At 56.4% G+C, this 7862-nt stretch carries 8 protein-coding genes; 4 read left to right on the top strand and 4 right to left on the bottom strand.

The genetic code is table 11. The features are described 5' to 3' along the window. Positions 1–34 precede the first annotated feature (34 nt). From B3V69_RS03380 to B3V69_RS03395, 4 genes are all read left to right on the top strand, one after another. Positions 35–337, top strand: coding sequence for an HPr-rel-A system PqqD family peptide chaperone (locus B3V69_RS03380; protein ID WP_296443801.1), 303 nt, complete (start codon positions 35–37; stop codon positions 335–337). Beyond that, positions 334–1248: an HprK-related kinase A gene (locus tag B3V69_RS03385; RefSeq protein ID WP_296443803.1), complete on the top strand. Its 915-nt coding sequence runs from the start codon at positions 334–336 to the stop codon at positions 1246–1248. The genes B3V69_RS03380 and B3V69_RS03385 overlap by 4 nt, the downstream gene beginning before the upstream one ends. Continuing rightward, positions 1245–2363 carry a nucleotidyltransferase domain-containing protein gene (locus B3V69_RS03390; RefSeq protein WP_296443805.1) on the top strand — a complete coding sequence of 373 codons (1119 nt, stop codon included), beginning with the start codon at positions 1245–1247 and terminating at the stop codon, positions 2361–2363. Before B3V69_RS03385 ends, B3V69_RS03390 begins: the two co-directional genes overlap by 4 nt. 78 nt (positions 2364–2441) lie before the next feature. Beyond that, a complete protein-coding gene (locus tag B3V69_RS03395; RefSeq protein WP_296443807.1) occupies positions 2442–3212 on the top strand; it encodes a S1 family peptidase in 771 nt (256 codons plus the stop codon). Between the two features lie 23 nt (positions 3213–3235). On the opposite strand, the gene B3V69_RS03400 is transcribed toward B3V69_RS03395, so the two are convergent. The 4 genes from B3V69_RS03400 to B3V69_RS03415 form a co-directional block, all read right to left on the bottom strand. Further along, entirely contained in the window at positions 3236–4549 is a 1314-nt protein-coding gene (locus tag B3V69_RS03400) for a GNAT family N-acetyltransferase (protein ID WP_296443809.1), read from the bottom strand. Positions 4550–4664: 115 nt separating this feature from the next. Beyond that, entirely contained in the window at positions 4665–6143 is a 1479-nt protein-coding gene (locus B3V69_RS03405; protein WP_296443811.1) for a mannose-1-phosphate guanylyltransferase/mannose-6-phosphate isomerase, read from the bottom strand. 49 nt (positions 6144–6192) lie between these two features. Then, positions 6193–7296, bottom strand: coding sequence for an NDP-sugar synthase (locus B3V69_RS03410; protein WP_296443813.1), 1104 nt, complete (start codon positions 7294–7296; stop codon positions 6193–6195). A gap of 50 nt (positions 7297–7346) precedes the next feature. Beyond that, on the bottom strand, positions 7347–7862 hold a 516-nt coding region (locus B3V69_RS03415), incomplete at its 5' end, for a GDP-mannose 4,6-dehydratase (protein ID WP_296443815.1).

Here is a 7862-nt window from a genome sequence, read left to right on the forward strand (position 1 = left end):
GCTTGGTGGTGAGAATCAAACATTACTGGGTGTTGTGGAAAAAGGCCAATTGAATTTCTGGTCTTCTTTGTCCAATGGGGTGTTGCAGTTCTGTGGTTGGGATGATGATGAATTGTCGGTGGTATACAACATTGTCACAGGAGATACGCACCTGATTAGTTCAATCGACGTTGAATTGTTACAACGACTCTCAAAATCATCGTGTACGACGGGGGCGCTGGCGGGAGAGCTTGCCGGGTTGTTTTCGGAAGCGGAACATGCAGTGGTCGTGGAGTTCCTTGATGCCACTTTGCTTCGGTTGCAAACGGTTGGCCTCGTTACTGTCTCTCCACATTGAAAATAGCTGAATTCACCACGTCGCAACTCGCCAGTTCGCTTCGTCGAAGCGAACTCCTGTTAACTGTGGGCCCCTTTGTCGCACGAATTAAGAGCAATGTGACGTCTCTTGCCACCGACATCGCACTGATGTATGCAGATTTTGACGTTTGTTCAGTTGACGCGTTTGCCGATTTCCACATAGAGGTTGCCCGTGAAACCGGCTTGCGACGCTGGATCAAACCCCAAGTTCGGTTTTTCTTTGATGGCCAACCTTCCTTCATTCCCTTGCCTGCTGCCCAGGCATTTGCCATGCTGGAGTGGGGGCTCAACTGGTGTGTGGCTGCCCATTGCCACCAGTATTTGATCATTCACGCGGCAGTGATCGAAAAAGAAGGGAAGGCTGCGTTACTACCCGCCCCACCCGGGTCCGGGAAAAGTACTTTGTGCACTGGCTTGGTCATGCGGGGATGGCGTCTGCTTTCGGACGAATTGGCTCTTTATGACATGGAGGGTGGCATGATCTATGGCATGTCTCGGCCGATCAATTTGAAAAATAAATCAATTGACGTCATTAAACAATTTGCACCATCTGCCGTGATGACGGCCTCAGTGCCCGATACCACCAAAGGCACGGTGGCTTTGTTGCGTCCGCCATTGAACAGCGTCTTGCGTGCTAACGAACCGGTGCGGCCTTCATGGATTATTTTGCCCAAGTATTCACCTGATGCGCGCCCTGATCTGGCGCCGTATAGCCGCGCGCGCACATGTATGCTGATTGCTGAGCAGTCTTTCAACTACGACGTCCAGGGCGTGCGCGGCTTCGAGGCGATTGGGAAATTGGTAGACCAAAGTCAGTGTTACCAGTTGACTTATAGCCAGCTTGACGATGCCCAACGAATTTTTGAAGAACTACTGGCGGGAGGGGGATGACTCCAAAATGTGATTCGATTGTCATGGCTCTGCTGAGTCCGCAATCACTGTGTCACTTGTCTGCGCTGGAATGGGACTTGCTGATTCGTCAGGGACGACGTGCAAATTTGTTGGCGCGTCTGGCGCACAAATTGACTCAAAACGGCTTGATAGATGCTATTCCCCTGGCTCCTCGCCACCACCTGACCTCTGCACTGAAAATGGCGCAACGACAGGAAACCGCCTTGCGCTGGGAGGTTGAGTGTATTGGCCAAGCCTTGACGGATGCCGAGGTAAAGGTCGTTCTGCTCAAGGGCGCTGCGTATGTCATGGCCGATCTTGCCGCTGCGCATGGGCGGACTTTTTCGGATGTTGACATCATCGTACCTAAGAAAAGACTGGGTCGCTGCGAAAGCGAGTTGATGATTCATGGCTGGCAGGGTTCACATCACGATGACTATGACCAGCGTTACTACCGTCGCTGGATGCACGAAATACCTCCGATGCGTCACGTCAAGCGGGGAACGACCATTGATGTGCACCACACCATCCTGCCTGAGACCGCGCGCGTCAAAGTAAATACAACGGCCTTGTTGACGGGCGTGGTTGCATTGCCGGGCCATACCAATTTGTATGTCCTGCAGCCCACAGACATGCTGCTACACAGCGCAACTCACCTTTTCCATGAGGGAGACTTTGAGAAAGGACTTCGTGACCTGTTTGACCTGGACAGCCTGCTCAGGCAATTCGGTGACATGCACGGCTTTTGGGAGCAGCTCGTGCCGCGGGCGGCGGTGCTGGGATTGACACGACCACTGTATTACGCGTTGAGGTATACCACCTTGATGCTGGATACCCCCGTCCCCAGTCATGTGCTGGAACTGGCCCGAATTGGAAAACCGCCGCCGTTGGTAGGCCAGTTGATGGATGCCTGCTATTTGCGGGCTCTGCGACCAGTGCATGCAAGCACCAGCTCGCTGGGGACCTGGCCCGCACGTTTCGCGTTGTATGTCCGATCACATTGGATCCGCATGCCATTCTTTTTGCTGGCCTACCATTTGGGGCGAAAGGCATTTATTCGACCAGAATCACACGATTTGGAAAAATCGATTGCTGACGTTGATTTGAAAGCCTGATGGCATGCGTGCACAACGTGTGTCGTCGTGGGTAGGGCAACTCGTGTCCCTTGACTCGATTGCATGGAGGGTGAAAAGATGAAATCCAGGCTGCTATTCATTGTTGTCGTGAATCTCTTTTTTGTCGGCCCGCTCAAGGCCGACATGTCCAGCACGATTGCCAAAGTCAAACCGTCGGTGGTCATAGTTGGCACTTACAAGAGCACAAACAGTCCGCGATTTACTTTGCGGGGCACGGGTTTCATTGTGGGCAACGGCAACCTGGTTATCACCAATGCCCATGTCCTTCCGCAACCCACAGAAGAGGGCGCCCAAGCCGCTTTGGTGATCCAGATCAGGGTTGGCAAAAATGAACTTGAAATGCGACCAACGACGGTGCTCGAAGTGGACCCGATTCATGATCTGGTCCTGCTGCGTTTTGATGGGCCTGCAGCACCTGCGCTCAGCGTGCGTGATTCGGGCTCGGTTCAAGAAGGGCAAGCCATTGCCTTCATGGGGTTTCCGATTGGGGGGGCACTTGGTTTTTCCCCCGTGACGCACCGGGGTATGGTTTCTTCCATTACAGCGGCTGCGCTGCCCACCCCTTCCGCACAGCAACTCAATGAAAAAACAATACGCAGCCTGCGGGGCGGGGGCAGTTTCGATATCTTTCAGCTGGATGGCACGGCCTATCCCGGAAACAGTGGCGGTCCTTTGTTTGATCCGGACACGGGCGAGGTGCTTGGCGTTGTCAACATGGTTTTCATCAAAGGAACCCGGGAATCGGCGTTGACTCACCCGTCGGGGATCAGCTATGCCGTTCCATCCGTATTCATTCTGCAATTGTTGCAACGGGACAAGGCCAACTGACCCGAATTGAATGATTGAAACCTTCAATCCGTCAGAAATCGCGTGGCATTGTCCAGGTCTTCATGGGTGGTCCCCGACTTGAGCACGCTGACAAGTTTTCGCCAGGATAAATCAGATTCAACCAGCTTGAAACCGTAAAACCCGTGAGAGCCCTTGTGATTGCCACGTACGACCATGGCCTTCACGATCGATTTCTCCTCACTCCCGAGTCGAATACTGGCTTCACCCCAAACGTTGGTGGGTAAGGGTGCTTTGGAATGCGCCAGAAAGCCATCGTCGGAAAACTCGACCACCCGCAGTGCATAGACCTCCGTCTTTTCAGGACTGATGACCGAGAAACTGCCCGGGCATTTGAGTGAATAGCGTTGATGCCTGCGCTGACGGATGCGGAAGTTGGACTCGGAAAAAATAACCGGCAGCACCTCTTTGTACTCGGGGAGGTTGTAGATGGAATGCAGCAGCCCCTTCTCTCTTTCATTTAAATTTTGAAAAGTATGGGTGCATTGGTTGAAAAAATAGTCGAGCAGATCCGGCGTCATCACCGGATCATTGGTTGTGAAGTAACGCCGACTTGGCATCACAATGTTGCGCAGCCTGGTCCGCAAAAAATACAGATAGAGATTCTTTCGCCTCGGCTTCTTCCCATAAACCCGTTTGAAGATTTCAGGGGCGACGTGCAGGTCAACGGAGGCCCCTACCGCCGGTGCGCCATTGGCGAAATCGTAGTTTTCAACTTCGTTTTCCGCCAATCTCTCAAAGAACAAAAGAGACTCGTACATTTCAATCCGGTTGGGATTGACGGCGATCACAAGATGCCGGGTATCGAAGAACGTGGTGCAGTATTCATACATGAATTTCATCAGCGGAAACAGGATCGTCCCTCCGGTGTTCCTGAATTTTGGATGCACGGCAAGCGCAGACACCTCCGCAACCCGGCCTTTTTTCTCGCGAACTTCGTGCAAGTCAAAAATGGACTGCAAGGGAAAACCGAACACACTTTCGCGAATCAGCGAGATGGTCCCCACCACCTCGTCATCGTATTTGGCGCAGAGTGTGGTCGTGGTAGGCAGAGCGTGGTAAATGGTGACGCGCATGCCTGACGGGTCGGGCCGCATGAAGCCGCTGCCAACGTAGGCATCATGCAGGAGCTTGAAACACGCTTGCAACTCTTCCCTCGTCTCCGCGATCTTGAGGACCAGGCGTTTGTCGGGTCGGGGGTCACAATCAACAAAAGACCGGTACACCGCAAATCGCAGGCTTCGCGGGAAGAAAGAAAATGCTTTCCGAAGTGTTTGATGCAAGAATCTTCTGGCGTCTGATGCACGTGGATTTTTCATTCAACTTTTTGCAGCGTTACCGCTTTGCTCGTAGAGTCAAGAAATGGGTGGCATTCTTCGGTTCATCTTCTGTTGTCCTTCATTGCATTGCATTGACGAATGACAAGTTGGACAGCTAACGCCCGTACACATCTTCAAACCGGACGATATCGTCTTCGCCCAAATAGGCGCCTGATTGCACCTCAATCATCTCCAGCGCCACGCGGCCGGGGTTTTCCAGGCGGTGCGTGGTGCCCAGTGGAATAAAGGTGGATTCGTTCTCTGACAAGAGGAAGGTGCTGTCGCCCCGCGTCACTTTGGCCGTGCCGCTGACCACAATCCAGTGTTCGGCGCGGTGGTGGTGCATTTGCAGCGACAGCGTGCCGCCGGGTTTGACCACAATGCGTTTGACCTGAAAACGGGCGCCCGTGTCCACACTGTCGTACCAGCCCCAGGGGCGAAACACTTTGCGATGATTTTGCCCCTCGGTTCGTCCGGCCTGTTTGAGCTGGTCGACAATTTTCTTGACGTCTTGGGTCTTGTCCTTGTGAGCCACCAGAATGGCATCCGCAGTTTCCACCACGACCAGGTCGCTCACGCCCACGCAGGCGATGAGCCGGCCTTCTGACAGGGCCAGCGTGTCATGACAGTCCTGCAGCAGCACATCGCCTTGGGCGACGTTGCCCGACTCGTCTTTGGGCAGCACCTGCCACAAGGCGTCCCAGGCGCCCACGTCCGACCAGCCCGCGGCGAGCGGAATGACCACTCCCGGCGGCAGTGAACCCGCCCTGGTGCCGGACTCAGCGCCACTGGCGGCAATGCGTTCCATCACGGCGTAATCGATCGAGTCAGGCGGGCAACCGGCAAATGCTTCTTTGCCAACCCGAACAAACTCACCGTCGGTTGAGCCCTGATCCCAGGCGCTCTGGCAGGCCGCCAAAATGTCCGGTCGGCAGACCCCGACGGCGGCCAGCCAGACCGAGGCGCGCATCATGAACAGGCCGCTGTTCCACAAGTATGAGCCCGCATCCAGATAAACCTGTGCCGTTTGCCGGTCTGGTTTTTCAACAAAGCGGGCGATCAGCTTGGCCGGAGAGGGTTTTTTTTCGTCGGGCGCCCCGGTGTAAGTCGCACCCGACTGGATGTAGCCGTAGCCGGTCTCCGGCGCATCGGGTGTGATGCCGAAGGTAACGATAGCGCCGCCTGCGGCCAGCAAGGCACCCTGACTGACAACGCTCTGGAACGCCGCGGTGTCGAGGATGACGTGATCCGCCGGCATCACCAGCAATACCGGGTCTGCTCCTATTTTAATAGCTGACAATGAAGCAATCGTGAGGGCTGGCGCCGTATTTCTACCTACGGGTTCGAGCACGATGGTGCCGGGCTTGCCCATCAGGCGCAGTTGCTCGGCGATGACAAAGCGATATTCCTCGTTGCACACCACCATCGGGGGCGCCAGCTCGGCGCCTGCGATGCCGTCTACCCGGCGCACCGTGGCCTGCAGTAGGGAGTCTTCGCCAATCAGCGGCAGCAGTTGCTTGGGGTATTTCTCGCGTGACAGAGGCCACAGACGGGTGCCGGAGCCGCCAGACAGAACAACGGGTTGAATCAACATGGGGAAATCAATCTCAAAGCGGATTGGTGGGTCAAATGGGTGCGCGCTTTCAGGCTCTGGCATCGCCCCAGCGCAGCTGGGCGGTATCGTCGCCGCGGTACAGGGTCTCGCCGTGGCGGTCAACACAGTAATCGGGCGAGACAATCATCTCGCTGAACCGCATGTCGGCGGCGATGCGGGTGTACTCAAACAAAATGCTGCGGACCACCTTGGCCCCCGTGCGAATGTGGCTGCCATGACCGATCCAGGCTGGGCCCGTGATGGTGGCGCCGGGCTCGATGCGCACGCTGGAGCCGATATACACCGGCCCTTCAATCTTGACTTCATCCCAGGGAACGGAGGTATTGAGACCGACCCAGATACCCGGCTTGATCTGGCGCCCGGGCATGTTCATCTGGGCCACTTCGCCACTTAGCACGCGCTGCAAGACCGACCAATAGTCGCTGACCCGGCCGATATCGATCCAGTTGAAGGGGCGGTTCTGGGCAAAGAACGGCAGGTTTTGCTCGACCAGCTGGGGGAACAGCTGCGAGCCGATGTCATAGACCTTGCCCGACGGCACCAATGCCAGCACCTCGGGCTCGAAAATATAGATGCCGGTGCTGGCCAACGTGGATTTAGCCTCTTCGGGCTTGGGTTTTTCCTGAAATGACTGAATGCGCCCGTCAGGTGCCGCCACCACAATGCCGTAGGCTTGGACATCTTTCAGCGGCACGTCAAGCGCCACCACACTGGCGATGGCACCCTTGGCCTTGTGCTCCGCCACGGCCGCCGTGATGTCCAGATCAATCAGGGCATCGCCGCACAGCACCAGGGTGGTCTCATCAAAGAAGCCGCTGAAGTCCTGGATGCGCCGCATACCGCCGGCCGAGCCCATGGGGCGGGGCAAGATGTCGCCATGGTCGCGAACACCTTCGTAGGAATAACCGATCTGCACACCCCAACGTCTGCCATCGCCAAAGTACTCTTCAATTTTCTGATGATGCCAGGCGACGTTGACCATGACCTCGGTGATGCCGTGGCGCGCGAGGTGCTCAATCAGGTACTCCATCACCGGTTTTCCCAAAATCGGCACCATCGGCTTGGGCAAGTCGCGCGTTAGCGGCCGCACGCGGGTGCCTTGCCCGGCCGCCAGAATCATGCCCTTAGCCATGGTTGACCTCGTTTTTGCTATTCATTTTCCACTCCCTCTGTTGTTGATAGTCAAGCCACGGAATAGCCGTTGGGGTTGCCGATTTGCCAGCGCCAGGCGTCCGCGCACATGGCCTCCAGCCCACGCTCAGCGCGCCAGCCCAGCGTCGCGAACGCATGGGTTGGATCAGCGTAACACGAAGCGATATCGCCGTCCCGGCGTTCCGCTACCTTGTAGGGCACGGGTTTGCCGCTGGCTTTCTCAAAGGCGCGCACCATGTCCAGCACGCTGTAGCCAACGCCCGTGCCCAGGTTGACGGCCAGGCATTCGGTCTGCTGTTGCAGCCGCTCCAGTGCCTTGACGTGCCCCAGCGCCAAATCCACCACATGAATGTAGTCGCGCACGCCGGTGCCGTCGGGCGTGGCGTAGTCGTTGCCCCAGACGTTCAGGAACTCGCGCCGCCCCACGGCCACCTGGGCCACAAACGGCAGCAGGTTGTTGGGCACGCCCTGCGGGTCTTCGCCGATCAGGCCGCTCGCGTGGGCCCCCACCGGGTTGAAGTAACGCAGGATGCCGATGTGCCAAGT

The organism is Rhodoferax sp. UBA5149, from assembly GCF_002413825.1.
Lineage (GTDB): Bacteria > Pseudomonadota > Gammaproteobacteria > Burkholderiales > Burkholderiaceae_C > Rhodoferax.

Bases quoted from the DNA above. Each gene is read 5' to 3' on its own strand.
- B3V69_RS03400 (WP_296443809.1), bottom strand. From the start codon at position 4,549: ATGAAAAATCCACGTGCATCAGACGCCAGAAGATTCTTGCATCAAACA.
- B3V69_RS03390 (WP_296443805.1), top strand. From the start codon at position 1,245: ATGACTCCAAAATGTGATTCGATTGTCATGGCTCTGCTGAGTCCGCAA.
- B3V69_RS03395 (WP_296443807.1), top strand. From the start codon at position 2,442: ATGAAATCCAGGCTGCTATTCATTGTTGTCGTGAATCTCTTTTTTGTC.
- B3V69_RS03405 (WP_296443811.1), bottom strand. From the start codon at position 6,143: ATGTTGATTCAACCCGTTGTTCTGTCTGGCGGCTCCGGCACCCGTCTG.
- B3V69_RS03410 (WP_296443813.1), bottom strand. From the start codon at position 7,296: ATGGCTAAGGGCATGATTCTGGCGGCCGGGCAAGGCACCCGCGTGCGG.